Origin of the sequence: Caenimonas sedimenti (assembly GCF_007833165.1) — a bacterium.
Lineage (GTDB): Bacteria > Pseudomonadota > Gammaproteobacteria > Burkholderiales > Burkholderiaceae_C > Ramlibacter > Ramlibacter sedimenti.
In genome coordinates, this window is sequence record NZ_VOBQ01000021.1 from 39,223 (window position 1) to 57,845 (window position 18,623).

General features: G+C 64.7%; 17 protein-coding genes. 7 read left to right on the plus strand and 10 right to left on the minus strand.

Annotated elements, in window-relative coordinates:
- Positions 1–52: 52 nt before the first annotated feature.
- Together FN976_RS24090 and FN976_RS24095 are read left to right on the plus strand one after the other, a co-directional pair.
- The gene (locus FN976_RS24090) at positions 53–931 is read left to right on the plus strand and encodes an MBL fold metallo-hydrolase (RefSeq protein WP_145895708.1); all 879 of its coding nucleotides are present in this window, start codon (positions 53–55) and stop codon (positions 929–931) included.
- A gap of 5 nt (positions 932–936) precedes the next feature.
- Complete coding sequence (locus tag FN976_RS24095) at positions 937–1,740, plus strand: TlpA disulfide reductase family protein (RefSeq protein ID WP_186511140.1); 804 nt, start codon at positions 937–939, stop codon at positions 1,738–1,740.
- Positions 1,741–1,875: 135 nt separating this feature from the next.
- On the opposite strand, the gene FN976_RS24100 is transcribed toward FN976_RS24095, so the two are convergent.
- Entirely contained in the window at positions 1,876–2,472 is a 597-nt protein-coding gene (locus FN976_RS24100; RefSeq protein ID WP_186511142.1) for a Crp/Fnr family transcriptional regulator, read from the minus strand.
- 54 nt (positions 2,473–2,526) lie between these two features.
- Between FN976_RS24100 and FN976_RS24105 the strand changes: the two genes are divergently transcribed.
- Together FN976_RS24105 and FN976_RS24110 are read left to right on the plus strand one after the other, a co-directional pair.
- Entirely contained in the window at positions 2,527–3,063 is a 537-nt protein-coding gene (locus FN976_RS24105; protein ID WP_186511144.1) for a Spy/CpxP family protein refolding chaperone, read from the plus strand.
- 243 nt (positions 3,064–3,306) lie between these two features.
- Positions 3,307–6,219, plus strand: coding sequence for a Tn3 family transposase (locus tag FN976_RS24110; protein ID WP_145895716.1), 2,913 nt, complete (start codon positions 3,307–3,309; stop codon positions 6,217–6,219).
- Positions 6,220–6,418: 199 nt separating this feature from the next.
- Here the strand turns inward: FN976_RS24110 and FN976_RS24115 are convergent, their stop codons facing one another.
- Positions 6,419–6,910 carry a MerR family DNA-binding protein gene (locus FN976_RS24115; protein ID WP_186511146.1) on the minus strand — a complete coding sequence of 164 codons (492 nt, stop codon included), beginning with the start codon at positions 6,908–6,910 and terminating at the stop codon, positions 6,419–6,421.
- A gap of 599 nt (positions 6,911–7,509) precedes the next feature.
- Positions 7,510–8,622 (minus strand): helix-turn-helix domain-containing protein, encoded by a 1,113-nt coding sequence (locus FN976_RS24120; RefSeq protein ID WP_186511148.1) that lies wholly within the window; start codon positions 8,620–8,622, stop codon positions 7,510–7,512.
- 156 nt (positions 8,623–8,778) lie between these two features.
- On the opposite strand from FN976_RS24120, the gene FN976_RS24125 reads away from it, so the two are divergent.
- Complete coding sequence (locus tag FN976_RS24125) at positions 8,779–10,116, plus strand: sterol desaturase family protein (protein ID WP_145895720.1); 1,338 nt, start codon at positions 8,779–8,781, stop codon at positions 10,114–10,116.
- On the plus strand, positions 10,113–10,574 hold the full coding sequence (locus FN976_RS24130) for a methyltransferase family protein (RefSeq protein ID WP_145895722.1): 462 nt from the start codon (positions 10,113–10,115) through the stop codon (positions 10,572–10,574). Before FN976_RS24125 ends, FN976_RS24130 begins: the two co-directional genes overlap by 4 nt.
- On the opposite strand, the gene senB is transcribed toward FN976_RS24130, so the two are convergent.
- On the minus strand, positions 10,544–11,569 hold the full coding sequence (gene senB, locus FN976_RS24135) for a selenoneine biosynthesis selenosugar synthase SenB (protein ID WP_145895724.1): 1,026 nt from the start codon (positions 11,567–11,569) through the stop codon (positions 10,544–10,546). The genes FN976_RS24130 and senB overlap by 31 nt on opposite strands.
- Here senB and senA point away from each other — a divergent pair.
- The gene (senA, locus tag FN976_RS24140) at positions 11,557–12,732 is read left to right on the plus strand and encodes a selenoneine synthase SenA (RefSeq protein WP_145895726.1); all 1,176 of its coding nucleotides are present in this window, start codon (positions 11,557–11,559) and stop codon (positions 12,730–12,732) included. The two genes, senB and senA, sit on opposite strands and share 13 nt — an antisense overlap.
- Before the next feature lie 19 nt (positions 12,733–12,751).
- On the opposite strand, the gene FN976_RS24145 is transcribed toward senA, so the two are convergent.
- From FN976_RS24145 to FN976_RS24170, 6 genes are all read right to left on the minus strand, one after another.
- A complete protein-coding gene (locus FN976_RS24145; RefSeq protein WP_145895728.1) occupies positions 12,752–13,891 on the minus strand; it encodes a cysteine desulfurase family protein in 1,140 nt (379 codons plus the stop codon).
- 82 nt (positions 13,892–13,973) lie between these two features.
- On the minus strand, positions 13,974–14,558 hold the full coding sequence (locus FN976_RS24150; protein WP_145895730.1) for an NHL domain-containing protein: 585 nt from the start codon (positions 14,556–14,558) through the stop codon (positions 13,974–13,976).
- 103 nt (positions 14,559–14,661) lie between these two features.
- Entirely contained in the window at positions 14,662–15,843 is a 1,182-nt protein-coding gene (locus FN976_RS24155; RefSeq protein WP_145895732.1) for an MFS transporter, read from the minus strand.
- Between the two features lie 2 nt (positions 15,844–15,845).
- Positions 15,846–17,180, minus strand: a complete 1,335-nt coding sequence (locus tag FN976_RS24160; RefSeq protein WP_145895734.1) for an MFS transporter — start codon at positions 17,178–17,180, stop codon at positions 15,846–15,848.
- A complete protein-coding gene (locus tag FN976_RS24165; RefSeq protein WP_145895736.1) occupies positions 17,155–17,898 on the minus strand; it encodes an MBL fold metallo-hydrolase in 744 nt (247 codons plus the stop codon). Before FN976_RS24165 ends, FN976_RS24160 begins: the two co-directional genes overlap by 26 nt.
- A gap of 27 nt (positions 17,899–17,925) precedes the next feature.
- Positions 17,926–18,597, minus strand: coding sequence for an ArsR/SmtB family transcription factor (locus FN976_RS24170; RefSeq protein ID WP_145895738.1), 672 nt, complete (start codon positions 18,595–18,597; stop codon positions 17,926–17,928).
- Between the last annotated feature and the right edge of the window lie 26 nt (positions 18,598–18,623).

Consider the following 18,623-nt stretch of genomic DNA (forward strand, 5'->3'; position numbering starts at 1 on the left):
CATTATATCTAGACATATAATCAATGTCAATGAAGTAAAGCCGAGGTACCGCATGCCTTCCCGCACCCAGATACAAGCGTTCTTCGACCCAAAGACCTGGACTGTCTCCTATGTTGTCAATGACATCGCGACGAGGGAAGCGGCAGTCATCGACCCGGTACTGGACTACGACTTCAAGTCGGGCCACACGGACACCAACGCCGCTGACGCATTGCTTGAGTACGTGAGGGCCGAGGGGCTCACCGTCCAGTGGATTCTCGAAACGCATGCGCATGCTGACCATCTGTCAGGCGCTCGCTATCTGCACGAGCGAGTCGGCGGGCGAATCGCCATCGGCGAGCACATCCGCGAGGTGCAGGCGACCTTCAAGAAGCTCTATAACCTCGAGCGAACGTTTCTGCCGGATGGCAGCCAGTTCGACCATCTGTTCAAGGACGGTGAGGTGTTCAGGATTGGTGAAGTTGAAGCGACTGCATTGCTGGTGCCCGGCCACACGCCGGCGGACATGGCCTACCTGGTGGACGGCGCCGTCTTTGTCGGGGACACCTTGTTCATGCCCGATGTCGGCACCGCGCGCGCCGACTTCCCAGGTGGGGACGCGCACACGCTGTACCGGTCAATGCGCCGGCTTCTGACCCTGCCACCGGAAACCCGGGTCTTCGTCTGCCACGACTACCCGCCAAGTGGAAGGGAGCCACGATGGGAGACGACCGTCGCGGAGCAGAAGGTCAACAACATCCATGTGCGCGACGGCATCAGCGAAGAGGAATTCGTCGAGATGCGCAAAGCGCGGGACGCGACGCTGGAGGTGCCGACGCTCATCCTGCCTTCGATCCAGGTGAATGTCCGGGCGGGGCAGCTGCCTCCGGCGGACGAGAACGGGGTCGCGTACCTGCGAATCCCGCTGAACGCCTTGCCGACGCGGAAGTAGCTCTGGTGCCGAATGCGATTCAGATTGGGCCGCTCGCTCTGCCGGTGTCCCTGCTCTTCATGCTCGTGGCGGTGGCCGCGGCCACGTCCATTGGAAAATGGAGCGGCCGCAGAGTCGGCGTCGACGTTGAACCGATCCTGTTTTGGACTCTCGTCGTAGGCGTCGTCGTCGCGCGGCTCGCGTTCGTCCTTCAGTTCAGCACGACCTACCAAGCATCACCGCTTGCGGTCCTTGATATCCGAGACGGCGGATGGAGGCCCCTGGCTGGATTTGCAGCTGCATGGCTATTCGCTCTTGGCCGGCAATTCAAGAAGCCGATGCTGCGCAAACCCCTGCTGGCCGCCGTGATCGTAGCCACCGCAATCTGGGGCGGCGGCATCCTTGCTTTGTCTCTTCCAAGCGAGGAACAGAAGCTTCCGACGCTGGAGCTAGCCAGCCTCGAAGGGGCGCCCGTGGATCTTGCGCAGTTCGAAGGACGGCCGACGGTGGTCAACCTCTGGGCAACCTGGTGCCCGCCGTGCGTGCGTGAAATGCCGGTTTTGCGAGAGGCCCAGGCCGCGCACCCAGCGATGAACTTCGTTTTCATCAATCAGGGAGAGTCCGCGCAGCGCGTCGGCGGCTGGCTGGCGGCGCGCAACCTGCTACTACGCAACGTGCTTTTGGACACCAAGGGCCAGGCGCTCACAGCGTTCAATCAACGGGGACTCCCGACGACGCTGTTCTTCGATGCCAAGGGACGGCTGGTGAGCACTCGAACCGGCGAGCTTTCCGCTGCGTCGCTGGCGGAAAAGCTTGAGTCCATCGATTGACTTCGATCGCATCGGGCGAAGCACGTGACGGGTTCGCCATCCATCTTGCGTGCTGCGCCTGATCCAAGGGGCTGCGCGCAGCAGCGATGACCAACAGAATGTTGATTGCCCCCGCGCGTCATGCGGCGTGCCATCTCAAGCGGCCGCCTCGATGGACAGCTGGCCTTGGGCCTGCAGGTCAGCAAGACACCGGTAAAGAGCCTCAGGTGTGACCCCCAATTCGGCGGCAAGCTGAATCCTTGTCCCGGGAATTCGGTATCCGTTCTTTTCAGAGCCCTCGGCCAGGATCAGGTGCGCCAGGCGCTGGCGGATGGTTTTCAGGGATTGGCGCTCGATGCGCGCCCGCTGTGCGCGTGCCTGCGCGCTCAGCAGGCCGATCCAGGCCCAACGCGTTCCCTCGTCCTGGTCGATGGCCTCCCGCAGCGCACTCAGTGGAAAGGCGAGCAGGTCGCATTCGCTGCGACAGACGCCCTCACAGTGGTAGCGAGCACTGGCGAGGCTGGCCTCCGCGATGAAGCCCTGACTCGCGCGCTGGAGAATGACCGGCGCGCCCGCAGACGTGACACGCTGCATCACCGCCTCGCCGGCGCGCACGTAGTACATCCAGGCCGGTCGTTGGCCACTGCGAAATAGAACAGCGCCGGCGGCTCGGTGCGTGCCCTTCGCCGCACCCAGTAGTTGGTCGCTGAAACCCGCCAGATCCGCGTCCTGAGACAACATGATCAAGATCATAGGAGAAATCCCTGTGCGGTCGCAAACTGGCCGATCAACTTCTGGAACCAACCCATGCACAAGATGCTCGTCCTGGCGGCTATTGGATTCGCCATCGGCACCGCTTTCGCCCAGACTGCTCCATATGCAGGTGAGCAGCATCGGGAGATCAAGTCGCTGTCCTCATCGGAGGTCGCCGACTTGTTGGCGGGGCAGGGCACGGGCCTGGCCAAAGCGGCCGAACTCAATGGATACCCCGGCCCCGCCCATGTTCTCGAGCACGCGGATGCGCTTGCCCTCACCGCGGACCAGAAGCAGGGCAGCAAGGCTCTGATGGACCGGCACAAGGAACGCGCGCGACACATCGGTGCGGCGCTGGTGGCTTCAGAGCGAGCGCTGGACCAGACGTTTGCAACTCGAACGATTGAACCCGGCCGCCTGTCCCAGCTCACTGCGGAGATCGGCGAATTGCAGGCGCAACTGCGCGCGGAGCACCTTCGCACGCACCTGGCCCAAACCGCGCTCCTGAGCGCCGACCAAGTTAAGCGCTATGGTACGTTGCGCGGCTATGGTGGGGATGCCGCGCCCGCAGCGCACCAACGCCGGCATTGAAGCGTCCAGTGCCGGGCAATCATCAGCAGGTCTGTCTTGAGGCGAGAGGCGCTTCCATGGTCTGCTGCTGTCCGCGGCGCGAGCCTCGCCGGGGTCCATTTGATTTCAGTGTCAAAAGTGACGGTTCGCATCGCCAGCAACGGCGCGGACCTCGCGGCGTAAGTTGTTGATTTCGCGAGGATTGCTGTTCGGTCTGGCGCGGCGTATCTTTGACTGCTTTCCGAGTGACGAGGAGCGGCGGAGATGCAAGGCTGGCAGACACCGTACCTGGGCTTGCGCGACCTGCCGCGTGAACTCACTGAGTTCGAATTGCAGGCCTTCTTCAGCTTCAGTCATGCCGAGTTCGAACTGATCGCGCGCCGGCGAGGCGACAACCACAAGCTGGGCCTGGCACTGCACATCGGTTTCGTGCGCATGAGTGGCCGACCGTTGAACAGTGTGCGTGCGGTCCCGCCCGTGTTGCTGCGTCACCTGGGCCAGATGCTGGGCATCACCACACCCGACCTGGCGTCGCTGCGTGCGCTGTACGCCCGTGGCCGAACCCTGTTCGATCACCAGCAGCAGGCCTGCGAGGCGTTGGGCTTTGCTTGGATGACCGAGCACCAGCGCCGAGCGTTGGTGCGAGTCCTGCGCGATGAAGTGACCCACAGCGCTGATCGCGAGCGGCTGCTGCTGCATGCCCGGCATTGGTTGTACGAACACCGGCTACTCATCGTGCACGACCGCGTCATCCGCAGCCTGGTGGCGGTTGCACTGACCGAACTCGAGGCCGCCACTGCCCAGGCGATCCGAGCCGCAGTGCCGCCCGCCCTGCTCAAACGTTGGGCGTCGGCGCTGGACAGTGCGCGCCCGGATGGCCAGCACAGCCAGAGCTGGCTGTGGAGCGCACCGGCCAAGCACTCGACGCGCCAGATCACCGAGGTGCTCGAACGCATTGCCTTCCTGACGGATTTGGGCATCGATCAACACATGGGCAACCTCAACGACGTGCTGGTGCGCCGCTATGCGCGGCGCATGGCCAGCAGGCCGCCCTCGGTCAGCGCCCGGATCAAGGAGCCGGCGCGCACGCTCGAGATGGCCTGCTTCCTGCGCTATTGCCTGCTGACGGCCACAGATCAGCTCATCCTCATGTTCCAGCGTCGTGTGGCCGACCTCTGGCGCCAGTGCGCCGACGGCGTGACGGCAACCGTCGACTGGGCGCAGCAGTACCAGCAGTTGCTTCAGGAACTGACCGATCTTGCGGCCCAGGAGACGGTGCCGGATGCCGAACTGCGGTCGCGCTTGGTCAGTCTGGTCGCAGCCAAGCGTGCCCGGCGGCCACCCAGTCGGGCGTCGATCATCCGCCAGCACCTCATCGACGCCATTGCCCCGGTGCGCTCGCTGCTGGTGGCAGTGAGCGGGCTGGCCTGGCAAGCCACGGGCGAGCATCCGGCGATCGATGCGTTGGACAGGCTGCGCACCCTGTACGCTGCCGGCACCAAGAGCCTGCCGGGCGAGGTCACGGCAGCGCGCCTGGGCCCGGCATGGCGTCAAGCCATCGCTGACGTCGACCGTGAGCGGGCGTTCCGGGCATTGGAGGTGGCCACCCTGTTCGCCTTGCGCCGAGCGCTGCGCAACGGCTCGGTCTGGATTGAGCACTCCTTGAGCTTCCGCGGCCGCGAGCGGCTGTTCATCCCGGATGAGCGCTGGAAGACCGAAGCCCGGCGCCACTACGCCCGGCTGCAGCTGCCGGCCAAGGCCAGTGACTTCCTCACACCGTTGCTTGCACGCGTTCGCGCTGGTATCGATGCGGTGGCTGCTGCCACGCGCGCCGGATCGCTGCGCGTGGATGACGAGTTGCACTTGGCACCACTGGCCGCCGATGAAGAAGATCCCGAAGTCACCAAACTGCGCAGCCGGCTTGACCAGCGCATCGGCGAGGTGCAACTGCCCGAGGTCATCCTGGCCGTGGACGCCCAGGTGCGCTTCAGCTGGATCATGCTCGGGCGTGAGCCCAGATCGGGCCATGAGCTGCTGATGGCCTATGCCGGCATCCTGGCCCACGGCACCAGTCTGAGCGCCGCCGAGTGCGCGCGCATGATCCCGCAGCTGTCGGCCACCAGCATCCGCCTGGCCATGCGCTGGGCCGGCGATGAGCGGCGTCTGGCCCTGGCCTGCCAGGCGGTGCTGGAGTTCATGCAGCGCCATGCCATCGCAGCGACATGGGGCCGAGCCGATCTGGCCTCGTCGGACATGATGAGCCTGGAGACCAGCCGGCGGGTATGGCAGGCACGCCAGGATCCACGGCGCCAGACGGCCTCCATCGGCGTGTACAGCCATGTGCGCGACCGCTGGGGGATCTTCCACGCCCAGCCGATCGTGCTCAATGAGCGCCAGGCCGGCGCCGCCATCGAAGGGGTCGTGAGACAGGAGCGGGTGGAGGTGTCGCAGTTGGCTGTCGACACGCACGGCTACACCGACTTCGCCATGGCGCTATCGCGTCTGCTGGGCTTCGATCTGTGCCCGCGGCTGCGCGAACTGCGGCAACGCCACCTGTTCGTGCCGCGAGGAATGACAATCCCTGTGGAGATCGCCGCCGTGTGTGAGGCCAGCGTGGACACGACACTGATCGAAGCTCATTGGGACCAGCTGGTGCATCTGGCGGCCTCGGTGCAGACAGGTCACGCCAGCGCGGTGACGGCGCTGGCCAGGTTCGGGTCGGCCGCCAGAGGAGACCCGATCTACGACGCCGGTGTGCAGCTGGGCAAGCTGCTCAGGACGGCCTTCCTGGCGGACTACTTCGTCAATGCCGGCTTCCGCAGGGAGCTGCGCCGGGTACTCAACAGGGGTGAGGCGGTGAACGCACTCAAGCGTGCGATTTACACGGGCCGTGTAGGGCCGGCCCAGGCCCGGCGTGCGGACGAGATGCAAGCCGTGGCCGACGCCTTGAGCCTGCTGGCCAACATCGTGATGGCATGGAACACGGCGCAGATGCAGGCGGTACTGGACCGGTGGGCCAACAGGCGACAAATCGTGCCGCCGGAGCTGACCGGGCGCATCGCACCGACGCGGCTGGAGGGCATCAACCTGCGCGGGGTCTTCCGCTTCCCGCTGGAGCGCTACGCAGGCCAGATCCTGCCGTCACAAACTACAGCGAAAACGAGTGCTGGCGGCTGAAATCGACCACGCAAACAGGCCCTCAGCGGCCGATCGGGAGACCAACAGAAACTCAAGGCATGACAAGCACTTGCGCGTACTACTGGAGCAGACCCCGCGCCAATCCTCGCTCTCCAGGGAGGCACGAACCGTCACTTTCTGCACTGAAATCAAAAGGACCCCTCGCCGCGCCCGCCTTGCCTTCCAGCCCTGCAGAGGGTCAGCCGCAGCAGCCGTCCCTCGTGCGCGTCGGCTTCAAGGTTGGCCTGGCCGCAGGCCGGGCGTCCGCCGCCCCCAGGTCGCGCAGAATGCAGCACTCGGGGGCGGGGCCACCCGCGCACCCTTCATCGCACGCGGTGACAAAGGCCGAAAGGCTGCGTTCCAATGCATTGAGTTCCGAGAGCTTGGTGCGGACCGCGTCCAGGTGCGACTGGGCTAGGTCGCGCGCCTCCACGCAATCGCGCTCACTGCTGGAAGCGAGCGACGCCAGGGCCTTGGTGTCGTCGAGGGTGAAGCCGAAGTCCCGGCATCGGCGGATCAGCGTGAGGAGATCTTGCGAAGCCGCCAAGTAGACGCGGTGGCCGCTGGGTCGGCGCGTCGCTTTCGGGATCAGGCCGATCTCCTCGTAGTAGCGGATGGCAGAGACGGCCAGCCCGGTGCGGCTGGCCAAGTCACCGATGGCGAGCATTTCGGGGGCCTGGGTTGAACTCATCGCAAAAATCCTTGCATCTCAAGTGACTTGAGGTCCTAGAGTGAGTTTATGTCCACAACAGCCCAAGGCAAGACACTCGTGAAAAAAACCATTTATGGAGCTCTGGGCTTAGCCGGGGCGTGTGCCGCCTGCTGCGCGATCCCCATCGCCTTTCCAATGCTCGCCGGCGCGTCCCTGGCCGGGGCCGCCGGCTGGGTAGGCGCAGACTCGATGCTGATCGCCGGCACCGCCGCAGCGGTTGTTGGTGCAGCGATCTTCTGGAGGCGCAAGGCGCGCCAGGCGAGCGCGAATGCGGGCGCGAGCTGCCCGACGCCGACGACTCCGGTCGGTACGGGGCGCTGTGGCTGTTCAGGCGCAAGCGGCTCCGCGGGAGCTTGCCAAGTTTGAGCACGAGATCTCTCGTCTGGGAACAGTCTCGGCCACGACGTGAGGGCGACGGTCAACGCCGTCCTCCTGTCCTGGCAAGGGCCGTCGGCAGCACATGAGCAGGCAGGGCCTTGCGGAGATCGGACTGGCAGGCGCAGCTGCACCTGGAGCACCTTCGTGTCCGAAACCGCCCTCCTTGGCGCCGCCGCTTGAACTACCCGTCACTTCTGGGTTCATCCCAGTAGGTTCTCCTTTGGATTTGGAGGGGCCACTCCCGTGCCGCGTCGATCGCGAAACTCGGTAGGGGTCATGCCGTAGCGCTCCCGAAAAGCCCGGTTGAACGGTCCGATTGACCCGAAGCCCGCCTCCAGCGCCAGAGTAAGAATCGGACGGCGGTCGAGCGCAGGGTCCATCATCCGCGCGGTGACCTCGCGCAGCCGGTAGTCGTTGACGAAGGATGCGAAGTGGCGGTGGCCCAGGCGTACGAGGATCAGCCGCCGCAGCACGTATTCAGGTACGTTCAGAGCCGTGGCCAGCAGTTTGACCGAGAGCGCGGCGTCCCGGTAGAGATGCTTGTCCTGCATGAGGGCGGCCAGCCGGTCGATCAGCGCCGAGTCGCCTTCCGTTGAATCGCCCGGTGGCGCTTCTGGCGCTGCCGGCGCGTCTGGCTTGCTGGGCACTGCGGGCGGCTCGAAGAGTGCCTCCTGGGCTTGCGTCCTGACTCCGAGCAGAAACACCGCGCTGGACAGCAACGCCAGGTCGATCACCGTGACATTGAGCAGATCCACCCATGCGGGGGGTGCTGAGCGCTGCAGGTAGATCTCGACCAGCAATATCCCCAGGCTGTAGAACCCCAGCGCGCCAACCACGATCCAGCGCAGGCGACGGCGCGCGTCGACCAGATCGCCTTCGCGACTGCGCCAGGCCCTGACACCAGCGGCCCCCAGAAAACCGATTGCCACCAGCTTGTGCACGCCGCCCCATGCGCCCCGCCATGATTGCGACACTTGCAGGTAGTCCATCGCGGCCAGCAGGCCGCTGGCGATCATGATTGCCGCTCCAATCCAGGCTACACGGGGAACGTGTCGGTCGTCCTCCAGCACGATCGATGCAAGCCGCCAGAACGCGAATGGAAATGCCAGCGCCGCCAGCACCAGCGGAAGCAGGCCAGCTTCGGCACGGCACTGCAGTGCGGGAGAAGAGCACGCCAAATAGGCGGTCACACACGAGAGCACAACCACCAAGGCGGCTCGAAGGCGCCAGCCTCCGCGCGCTGCGGTCACCAGCAGCAGCAGGATCGCAATGGCGATGCCTGCACCGCGAAGAAGGGGCTCGATCGAATTCATGGCCGTCAGAAGCATGTCACGAGACGCGCGGGCGATCTCGCCATAACTTGCAAATTCTGGCCCTTTTGACGAAAGGGCAAGCATTCGCGGGAATCAGGGAGACGCCCGAACGTGCTTTTCCTAGATTGGCGCTCTTCAACGCCAAGGGACTTCTCCATGACCTGTTTCCAAGACTACTGGACAACCGCAGTCGCGGCTTGGCCAGGCATCTGGCTGTCCGATCTGTTGCGCTACCTGATCGTGGCCGGCGGTTTTGCTGTCGCCCTGGCCTGGGTGCCGGCCGCCTGGCGGGCACGCCGCACTGTTCGCATCCGCCAGGTCGCCGGAGGTCAGCAATTGCGCGAGTTCGGCCATTCCATGCTCACCGTGCTGGTCTTCTCGCTGGTGGGTACCAGCGTTCTGCTGGGTTACCACGCGGGCCTGATGAAGATTTACTCCGACCCGGAAGCCTTCGGCTGGCCCTGGCTGCTGGCCAGCTTCTTCGTCATGGTCGTGCTGCATGACACCTGGTTCTACTGGACGCACAGGCTGATGCATCACCGCATGCTGCTCCGCTGGACGCATCGCACCCATCACCAATCGCTGGCACCCACTCCCTGGGCTGCTTACTCGTTCGCTCCGGCCGAAGCGCTGGTGCAGGCCCTCTTCCTGCCGCTGTTCCTGCTGGCCGTGCCGGCACACCCTGTCGTCGCGTTCCTGTGGATGGCGCACATGATCGTGCGCAATGTGGCAGGCCATACGGGGGTGGAACTGGTGCCCCGGTCCTGGCTGGCGGGCTGGTGGGGCCGCTGGCTGACCACCACGCTGCACCATGAAATGCATCACGCCCATGGGCACGCCAACTACGGCCTTTACTTTACCTGGTGGGACCGCTGGTGCGACACCGAACATCCCCAATACGGCGACCAGCTATGGGCGCTCGCGGGTCGGCTGCACCAGCCGACTGCCGGCGCTGGCCCGGCGCAATCGCCACGAGAAGTGCTGGGCAAGACACCAACGGTGTTGCTGGCCCTGGTTGTCGCAGGTATGGGCGCATTGGCAACTCCAGAGGCACTGGCTTCCAGCGTGCACGGCGAGTGGGCGACCCAGGGCTACTCGGCCCGGGTGGACATCCGGCCTTGCCAGGCCGCGCCAGGGAAGCTGTGCGGGGCCATCACCTGGTTGTGGGAGCCGGTGGACGGACAAGGCAAGCCCATTCTCGACGCGAAACACCCCGATGCTTCGCGCCGCGGGCAGCCGCTGCTCGGCATGGAAATGCTCAGCGGCTTCAAGCCTGGACTTGTTGCCGGCTCCTGGGCGGATGGCCAGATCTACAACCCGGAAGACGGGCGGACCTACAGTGCGAGGATGAAGCTGCGTTCGCCCGAAGTGTTGGAAGTCGAAGGCTGCGTGCTCGTCTTGTGTTCCAGGCAGATCTGGCGCCGGGTGCCACGGCGTTGCGACAGCGAGTCCAAAGGCATCGGCCACGAGAAAGTTTCGGCTCAAACCCCATGAACGCACTCGAACTCAAGATTCCCCCACCGGCGTTGGCAGTGGGCCTCGCGCTTCTCATGTGGCTCACGTCCTTGCTGGTCGAGCCATTGCCGATGTCGTTCGGGGCTCGGCTGGGCGCGGCGCTGGCTCTTGCCGCCATCGGCCAGAGTATCAGCATCTCCGGCATGCTCGCATTTCGGCGAGCGAAAACAACCGTCAATCCGTTCAAGCCAGACACCGCGTCGGCGTTGGTCACCAACAGCGTCTATCGCTTCACGCGCAATCCCATGTACGTCGGGCTGCTGTTGACGCTCCTCGGTTGGGCGGCATTCCTGTCGAGCCCTGCAGCCTTGCTCTTCCTGATTGCTTTCGTGTTGTACATGAACCGGTTCCAGATTGAACCGGAAGAGCGCGTGCTTTCATCGCTCTTCGGTACCGACTTCACAGCCTACAAGGCGCGGGTGCGTCGTTGGGTCTGAGGCCCAGCCTGTAGGTCATCGACGAGGTGCATCAACGCCTGACGCTCTGCCCCAGGATCGAACAAGCCTGTCCGCAGGGCGCATTGCGCGCGCAGGCGCGCAAGCAGCGTGGCTGGCTGGTCCTGTGTCGCGGCTCGCTGGCCGGCGCGGCAGCACTCCAGCAACGTCGCCAGACCTGCCGCATCGCCGTGCTCGAAATACCCTTCATATTCCTTGCCAAGCATGCCGACGTTGCCGCCCACCCTCGAAGCGAGCACGGGTGTGCCGCTGCGGATGGCTTCCATGATCACGTGGGCACCGCCTTCCATGGCGCTGGTATGCACGAGCACGTGGGCGCGCTGGATCGCCTGGCGCGTCGCCGCGTGTGGCAGGGCGCCCAGCCAGTGGTAGTGCAGGCATTCACGCGCGGTCCGGCGCGCCAGCTCACCCAGAGCGGCCTCACTGGCTTCACCGATGTGGCAAATCTGGATGCCGCTACATGGGCCTAGCAGCCGTGCCGCGTCGAACAGTGTCTGTGGGCTCTTCACTTGGCGCAGGTGCCCGACCATGACGGCGCGCAGCGACCGGGTGGTTTTTGGCAGTGTCTGGCGCAGGGCAGCGGACTGATAAATCACGCGGGCCTTGGCTCGAGCCTGCGCCGGCAGCGCGTCCAGCCCCAGTTCCTGCAGTACGACAAGCAGCTGCGCAACGTCCAACGAGCGCTGAGCCGCCTGGTCGATCGTGATGTCGCGGTACAGATCAGTGCCGGTCAAAATCACGGCCAGTCCCCGAGGGCCATGTGCGTTGGCCCACGCCTGCACGGCTTCAGCTGACCGCCGGGCGTGTAGCGCCAGCATGATTTCATCGCTTTCGGCTCGGGCGTCGGGCCACTGTTGGGTGATCCGCACCGGATGCGTGGCACCCAGCAGCTGCCGCCAGCGTCTGGCGGTCTGCCAGTTGCCGTTGTTGGCGTCAGCCAGCGCCGGGCTTACGATGACGATCGATGGATACCGCATTCTCAGGTTATAGCGTGGCGCAGGCCTTGCGCAACGGCGGACGCGAGCCAGTGCGCGAGGCTTTGCTCGCGGCCCGGCAGCGCACGCTGGTACAAGCCGACGCTTTCGCCACGGCGCTGGAATCCAGCAGCATGTGCGTGCCCTATGACGCCACCCTCAATCCGCCGCTGTGGGAGCTAGGCCACATCGCCTGGTTTCAAGAGTATTGGATTGCACGCAACCGGGAGCGCTCCCGTGGGCTGCTCTGCGACCCCGATCATGTGCGGGCAGCATCGCTGCTGCCGCAAGCAGACGCTTGGTATGACTCAAGCCAAGTCGCCCACCGCAGCCGCTGGGAACTTCCTTTGCCCAGTGCAGGTGCGACGCGGGCCTATTTGGCGAGCACACTGGCGCAGACCCTTGAACTGCTCGACCGGCTTCCGATCGATGCCGCAGATAGCGAACTCTATTTTTTCCGGCTGGTGGCGTTGCACGAAGAGATGCATGCCGAGGCTGGGGCCTACATGGCCAGGACATTGGGCATTGCTTTGCCGATGCCAGTGCAATCGAAAGCCCGCGCCTCTGGCGAAACGGCACTGGCAGTTCCTGGACAGGTTTTTCGATTGGGCTACGACGGCCCGGGCTTTGCATTTGACAATGAACTGGGCGCGCACGACGTGGTGATCAACGCCTTTGAGATCGATGCAGCGCCAGTCTCCTGGTCGCGTTTCCAGAGCTTCATCGACGCCGGTGGGTACGAGCAGCCGCGATGGTGGAGCGACGATGGTTGGCGCTGGCTGCAACAGGCGCGGCTGACGCCGCCGGCCGGTTCGACGACGGCCACCGATGCGCCGGCCCTCCACCTGAGTGCCCATGAAGCCGAAGCCTGGTGCCGCTGGGCCGGGCGCCGCCTGCCGACGGAGGCGGAATGGGAGTGCGCAGCGCTCTCCGCACGGGGCTTTCTCTGGGGCAAGGCGTGGGAGTGGACCGCCACGCCGTTCCAGGCCTATCCCGGCTTCGTGCCCCATCCGTACCGCGATTACTCCGCGCCCTGGTTCGGCAGTCGCCGCGTTCTTCGAGGGGCATGTGAGGCCACTGCGGCGTCTCTGGCGCATCCACGCTACCGGAATTTCTTCGAGCCGCACCGCAACGATATTTTTGCGGGGTTTCGCAGCTGTTCTTGACGCGACATCCGATCAGATTTCAGGCCTCGCGCAGCTGCCGCCAAGCCTGAACAAGGCCTTGGGCTGCCCGCTGAACGTCTTCATCGGTAGTGTCGCGTCCGACCGACAGCCGCACGGCCCCACGGGCGGCCTCGTAACTCTTTCCCATGGCCGCGAGCACGCCGCTGGCTTCGCGCCGGCCCGAATGACAAGCCGAGCCCGTGGAGGCGGCCACCTGTGGCGCCCTGGCCAGTAGGTCCGCACCGTCAACGCCGGGGAAGGAAACGTTGAGCGTGTTGGGAAGGCGTTCGGCGAAGTGGCCATTGAGCTGCAATCCGGGAACCTGGGCAGTCAGCTGCTCGTGCAAAGCGTCGCGCTTCCTGCGCATCGCCCCTACCTGCGGCAGAAGCTTGTGCGCCAATTCAGCCGCGACACCCAAGCCGACGGACAGTGCAACGTTCTCGGTGCCGGGGCGCAGGCCCCATTCCTGGTCGGCACCGAAAAGGATCCTGCGCAGGGGCGTGCCCCGGCGCACATACAGCGCGCCGATACCCTTGGGTGCATAGAACTTGTGACCCGCCATGGTCAGCAGATCCACGCCGAGTGCATCAACGTTGACACCGATCTTGCCGATCGACTGCGCCGCGTCCGTGTGCACGAGAATTCCGAGGGCGCGGGCCCGGCGGGCAATCTCGGCGAGCGGCTGGATCGTGCCCACCTCATTGTTCGCGTGCATGATCGAAACCAAGGCGGTGTCTGGTCGCAAAGCCTCGTCAATCGCGGACATCAGAACGCAGCCGGCGCTGTCCACAGGCACAAGCGACACGTCCCAGCCTTGCGAGCGCAAATGCAGAACCGGTTGCATGACGGCGGGATGCTCGACGGCGCTGACCACGATGTGCCGCCTCGCGGTGTCGGCCAAGGCCGACGCGGCGCCGAGCAGGGCAGTATTGTTCGCCTCGGTCGCGGTGCCGGTGAAGACAATCTCGTCATCCTCGGCACCGATCAGGCGTGCAACCTGGTGCTTCGCGCCGGCCATCGCGTCCGCGGCTGCACGACCGTAGCTGTGCGACGACGACGGGTTGCCGAACAGGCCGTAAAGGAACGGCTGGATCGCCTCGGCGACTTCGGGTGCCACTGGCGTGGTTGCGTTGTAGTCCAGGTAGATCGAGGCGCTCATTGACACTATTTCAAGTATCGGCAAACGGGTTCAGGGTACTCGGCGTGTTGACAGCGCCGTATATGGTTCACTTGGTCCATCGTCAAATCAGAGTGATCTTGCGGATTTTCCGATTGCCCATGTCCGCCACGTAGAGAACCCCGTGCACATCGAAAGCCAGCCCCGCAGGGAGACTGAAAGTCGCTGTGGACGCGTCACCGTCCACGCCACCGGAGTGCCCCGTGCCGGCAAACACCGTGGTGTCTCCCGCCGGCGTCGTCTTCAGAATCCTGTTGCCGTACGTGTCAGCCACATACCGATTGCCACTAGCGTCGGTCGCGACATTCGCGGGGTGAGGGAACGAGATCGAGTCCTCTGACGGCGTCGAGACGCCGCCCTTCGAGATGAGGCGGGTGAGATTGTTGTTCCCGTAGTCGGCGACATGGACGTTGGATTCGGCGTCGATCGCCACCGAGTGCGGCATCCAGAACTGCGCGTCGTGTGTCGAACCATCGACATTTCCGGATTCGCCCGTTCCCGCCACTGTGGTGACGCAGGCGCTACCTGCGACGCAGGCCTTGGTGGCCTGCGGGGGCGACACGTTGTCGCCTCCGCCGCCGCAGCTGGACACCAACAGCGCGGACAGACCGGCGCCCGCGGCGTAAACAATGAACTTCCGCTTGACCATCGCTCATCCTTTTCTGCCCTGAACCTGGTTGTTGCTAGGAGACCGTCTCCAGGGGTAACGGCCTCCAGGAACTGCACACGTCGAATCGATTGAGAGCGGGCGTTCAGCGTGGTGCCAGACGGGCACGCACGATGCCGAATCCTGAAAGCGCGGCCGCGGCCACCGCGAGCCAGGGCAGCAACAGCAGATTCAAGGACTGCCAACCGAGCAGTTGCAAGAGCGGAGCCGCGACCAGCGAGGCCAGTAAACCGACGGCGAAGATCGTCATGTCGTTCGCCGCCTGGGCCCGGCCCTTTTCGGCGGGCGTGTAGGTGGTCGTGAGCAGGGTCGTTCCGCCGATGTAGAGGAAGTTCCAACCCACGCCCAGCAGCACCAAGGCGCCGGCGAAGGAGTGGAAGCCGGTTCCCGTGAGGCTGATCAGCACATGGCCTGCCAACAATGCCACGCCGGCGAGCATGATCCGCAGCACACCGAAGCGAGCGATCAGGGAGCCGGTGAAGAAGGACGGAACAAACATCCCCAGCACGTGCAATTGGATCACCATCGTCGCGTCGGAAAGATGGTGCTGGTGGTGAACCATGGCCAGCGGCGTGGCCGTCATGGCCAGGATCATCACGCCATAGCCGGTTGCCGCGCCGAACAGCGCCACCCCATAGGCCGGTTGGCGGACGATGTCGAGCAACGGCCGCCCGCCCTGGGCTGTCGCAGCCGGCGCGGGCGGGATCTTCAGCCCGAGAAGGACGCCTGCGGCAAGCAGCGAAGCGACTGACAGAAGCAGGAACGACCCCATGTATGTCGCGTTCAACAGAGGACCACCCCAGCGTCCAAGCAGCGGCCCCAGCAGTGCCGCCACCACCCCGCCGGCCAGCACCAGGGAAATCGCGCGGGGGCGGAATGCTTCATCGGCAACTTCGCCGGCGGCGAATCGGTAGAACTGGGCGAATGCTTGGTATGCGCCCACCAGGAACGTACCGGCGGACAGCAGCCAAAGCGATCCGAGCCAAAGTCCGAGTGCTGCCAGGAGCCCAGCCAGCACGCCGAGCAGGGAGCCGGCCAGGAAACCCGACCTGCGTCCCACCTTGGCCATCCAGGTCGACGCCGGCACCGTGGTCACAGCGGTTCCCAGGAACATCGCAGCAATGGGAAGCGTCGCCAGTTCCGGCGACGGCGCCACCAACGCTCCGGCCAGTCCGCCGATCGTCATCACCAGAACGGAGGCGGTCTGAAATAAGGCTTGGGCGGTGGCCAACACGAGGACCTGCCGGTGCATGGGTTTTGCAAGCATCTTCAGTTCTCGATCAGATTGGAAGGGTTCAGCGGGTCGGGCGTCGCGGGGTTGAGACGTGGATGGGTCTCTTCTCCGAACGCGAAGAGCAAGCCGCCGGAGAGCGCCATCGACACTGCAACGAAAGCGAATGCGGTTTCGATGCGGCCCGAGAAGTGGCTGGCCAGACCCAGCCCGAGAGCGCCGATGCCGTAGCCCAGATCACGCCAGAACCGATAGATGCCGATGGCGCTGCCGCGCCACGACGGATGGGAAATATCCGCCACGGCAGCGGAAAGATTCGGGTAGAGCAAAGCCATGCCGAAGCCGGTGAGCGCCGCTGAGGCCAGCCACCAGGTCACCCCCTCGCCGAGCATCATCATCGCTACCCCCGCGCCGCATAGCCACATCCCCCAGACGTTGGGCATGTGGCGACCCACCCGGTCGGACAGCCGGCCCGTGAACAGCTGCGAGCCTCCCCAGACGAAGCCATAGACCCCGATGATCCAGCCGATGTTGGGTAAGCTCACTCCCTTCTGGTACAGGAAGACCGGATAGAACACCCAGACCAGTGCATCCACGAACTTCTCGACCAGACCGGCCTGGCTGATCGCGGCCAATCGGCGGTCGCGCCAAGAGACCAACGCGAAGACCTCCCAGGTGGTGGGCTGTGCGGGCACATTGCGCGGATAGCGTGGCAAGAGGCGACTGGGATCGGCCCGCAGGTGAGCTGCGGTTTCGGCCTTCGCCCACGGCAAGGTCTCGCGCACCGCAAAGATGGCCAGCAGCAAAGCCGCACCCACCACAGTCAAACCGAATACCAACAGGCCGATGCGCGGACCCATGGCGGCAGCGAGGTAGGCCGTCGCGATCCCCGCGGCAGCCACGCCCACATACCCGGAGAACTCGTTCAAGCCCAGCGTCAGGCCACGCTCTTCCGGGCGGGTGATGTCGAGCTGGGCGGTCTGAGTCATCGACCAGCACAGGCCCTGGTTCACCCCCAGCAACACGGTGGCGAAGACGATCCAGTCCCAGCTGGGCGCGAGCCAGACGATCACGGGGATCGGTACGGCCACCACCCAGCCCATTAGCAGCACCTTCTTGCGTCCGATGCGCTCCGACAGTCTTCCAGCCACGAAATTCAGAACCCCCTTGACCAGCCCGAATGCCAGCACGAAGGCCGACAGCAGGACGAATGAATCGCGGGGCACGCCATACTCGGTTTCGGCCAAAGCCGGTACGACGGTGCGCATCATGCCAATCGTCAGGCCCACCAGCAGCACCTGAAGCAGCAGCTGTACGAACTGGGGGGCGTTGCCCCGGATGCCGTGTTCAAGAGGCATGCTGTAGGCCGGCATTGACGGCCGCGATCGCGGTCATTTCATCCGAGCGCGCAGGAAGATCGGCCAGGAGGTGCTCAATGAATTCGCCGCGGGGCAGCGACAGTGCCGTGTTCGACCGCTTCTCGAAGCCGATGGTCGAAGAGGGTTTTCCCGACAGGCCTGCCCCACAGGCACTGCCGGCCTGGTGGCCCGGGAAGATTTCCACCGCATCGGACAGGGACAGCAGCTTGCCGTGGATGCTGTCGAAGAGCAGGCCTGCCATCGCCCGTTCGTTGCCCAGCAAGTCAGGCCGGCCCACGGAGCCTACGAACAGGGTGTCACCGGTCACCAGGAACCATGGCGTCTCGCCGCGTCGGAAGTCGCTGACCATGAGACAAATGCTTTCCGGCGTATGACCGGGGGTATGCAAGACCGTGACCTTCACGTTTCCAATATCGAGCAGTTGCCCGTCGTGCAGCGGCTCGAACTCAAATCCGACGACGTCCTTTGTGCTTTCGTGGAGGCAATAGGGAGCGCCTGCCATCCCGGCGAGAGCGCGTCCTCCCGAGTAGTGGTCTGCGTGCAGATGCGTGTCGATGACGTGCGTGATCGTGACGCCGGCGCTCGCCGCCTCGCGAACGAACCAATCTTCGTCACCGGCCACCACGTCGACGGCGATCGCCTTGCCATGGCCAGCGCAGCCGAAAAAGTATGAAAGCGACGCTTCACGGGTGGGAAGTTGCTTGAAAAACATAGGGCCTCCAGTACTTGCCCAGCGCGCTCAGGCGCCGGCCCGGCGCTCCAGTGGGAGGCCGGCGGACTCCCACTCGCTGACGCCATCCAGAATCTTGCGGGCCTTGTAGCCCTTGGCATTGAGCAGCTTGAGCGCCTCGTCCGACAGCATGCAAAACGGACCGCGGCAGTAAGCGACGATTTCGCGCTTGCGGGGAAGCTCGGCCAGCCTGCGCTCGATTTCGGCCACCGGCATGGAACGGGCAAATGGGAGGTGGGCGGTGTCGTACTCCGCCTCGGGGCGAACGTCGATCACGATGACATCGCCGCGCCGGGCCTGCTCGAGCAAGTCCGCGCGGTTGACCTTGGACAGCTTGGCCGGGTCCGCCACCAGCTGGTCGATGGCCAGGCGCAGTTCGACCAGGTGCTCCTCCGCAACTTGGCGAAGCGTGACCCACAGCCCGGCCACATCCGTGCCACTCAGGCGATAGACGATGTACTTGCCGTCCCGGCGGCTATCCACCAGACGCGCCGCGCGCAGCGCCTTGAGGTGGGCGCTGGCAAGCTTGACGTCAATTGACAGTTCGGCGCTCAGGGCCTCGACGGTTTTCTCGCTCTGGGCCAGGACCTCAAGAAGCTCCAGCCGCTTCGGGCTTGCCACGGCCTTGCCGATGCGTGCCACCTGCTCATAGAGCAAATCCTTGATGTTGCGCTTGTCCATCCGAACATTCTAACGATAATTAGAAT

Bases quoted from the DNA above. Each gene is read 5' to 3' on its own strand.
- FN976_RS24125 (WP_145895720.1), top strand. From the start codon at position 8,779: ATGACCTGTTTCCAAGACTACTGGACAACCGCAGTCGCGGCTTGGCCA.
- FN976_RS24130 (WP_145895722.1), top strand. From the start codon at position 10,113: ATGAACGCACTCGAACTCAAGATTCCCCCACCGGCGTTGGCAGTGGGC.
- FN976_RS24105 (WP_186511144.1), top strand. From the start codon at position 2,527: ATGCACAAGATGCTCGTCCTGGCGGCTATTGGATTCGCCATCGGCACC.
- FN976_RS24150 (WP_145895730.1), bottom strand. From the start codon at position 14,558: ATGGTCAAGCGGAAGTTCATTGTTTACGCCGCGGGCGCCGGTCTGTCC.
- FN976_RS24155 (WP_145895732.1), bottom strand. From the start codon at position 15,843: ATGCTTGCAAAACCCATGCACCGGCAGGTCCTCGTGTTGGCCACCGCC.
- senA (WP_145895726.1), top strand. From the start codon at position 11,557: ATGGATACCGCATTCTCAGGTTATAGCGTGGCGCAGGCCTTGCGCAAC.
- FN976_RS24120 (WP_186511148.1), bottom strand. From the start codon at position 8,622: ATGAATTCGATCGAGCCCCTTCTTCGCGGTGCAGGCATCGCCATTGCG.
- FN976_RS24170 (WP_145895738.1), bottom strand. From the start codon at position 18,597: ATGGACAAGCGCAACATCAAGGATTTGCTCTATGAGCAGGTGGCACGC.
- FN976_RS24165 (WP_145895736.1), bottom strand. From the start codon at position 17,898: ATGTTTTTCAAGCAACTTCCCACCCGTGAAGCGTCGCTTTCATACTTT.
- FN976_RS24110 (WP_145895716.1), top strand. From the start codon at position 3,307: ATGCAAGGCTGGCAGACACCGTACCTGGGCTTGCGCGACCTGCCGCGT.
- FN976_RS24160 (WP_145895734.1), bottom strand. From the start codon at position 17,180: ATGCCGGCCTACAGCATGCCTCTTGAACACGGCATCCGGGGCAACGCC.
- senB (WP_145895724.1), bottom strand. From the start codon at position 11,569: ATGCGGTATCCATCGATCGTCATCGTAAGCCCGGCGCTGGCTGACGCC.
- FN976_RS24090 (WP_145895708.1), top strand. From the start codon at position 53: ATGCCTTCCCGCACCCAGATACAAGCGTTCTTCGACCCAAAGACCTGG.
- FN976_RS24100 (WP_186511142.1), bottom strand. From the start codon at position 2,472: ATGATCTTGATCATGTTGTCTCAGGACGCGGATCTGGCGGGTTTCAGC.
- FN976_RS24115 (WP_186511146.1), bottom strand. From the start codon at position 6,910: ATGAGTTCAACCCAGGCCCCCGAAATGCTCGCCATCGGTGACTTGGCC.
- FN976_RS24145 (WP_145895728.1), bottom strand. From the start codon at position 13,891: ATGAGCGCCTCGATCTACCTGGACTACAACGCAACCACGCCAGTGGCA.